Genomic DNA, 356 nt, shown 5'->3' with positions numbered 1-356 from the left:
CGGGAACCGCACCTATCGTCCGGAGCTGTGGGAGGCCTGCCAGAAGCTCGCGTCCATAAGCGGGGCGACGCTCTCGGTGACCGATGACATCGACGAGGGCATCCGCGGCGTGGATGCGGTGTACACCGACGTGTGGGTCGGCATGGGCCAGCCCGCCGATCTGTGGCGCGATCGCATTGCGCTGCTCTAGCCCTACCGCGTGACCGAGGCCGTGATGGCCAAGGCGAACCCGGATGCCATCTTCATGCACTGCCTGCCCTCGTTCCACGACTCGAACACGACGTCCTCCACCTCCATCTCGGTCACGCCGAACTGCTCAGCGATCTCGGCGCCGATGGTGGTGTTCGTGTCGTGGA

General features: G+C 65.7%; 1 pseudogene. It reads left to right on the top strand.

From position 1 onward, the window contains the following. Positions 1-76 precede the first annotated feature (76 nt). Positions 77-226 (top strand): annotated as a pseudogene (locus tag NE591_RS16380) (ornithine carbamoyltransferase); the annotation flags it as partial. Positions 227-356 lie beyond the last annotated feature (130 nt).

The sequence above is a fragment of the Adlercreutzia sp. DFI.6.23 genome, from assembly GCF_024462535.1.
Taxonomy (GTDB): domain Bacteria; phylum Actinomycetota; class Coriobacteriia; order Coriobacteriales; family Eggerthellaceae; genus Adlercreutzia; species Adlercreutzia rubneri.
The sequence above is the reverse complement of the archived record's forward strand: the minus strand, read 5'-3'. Positions and strand labels throughout refer to the sequence as shown.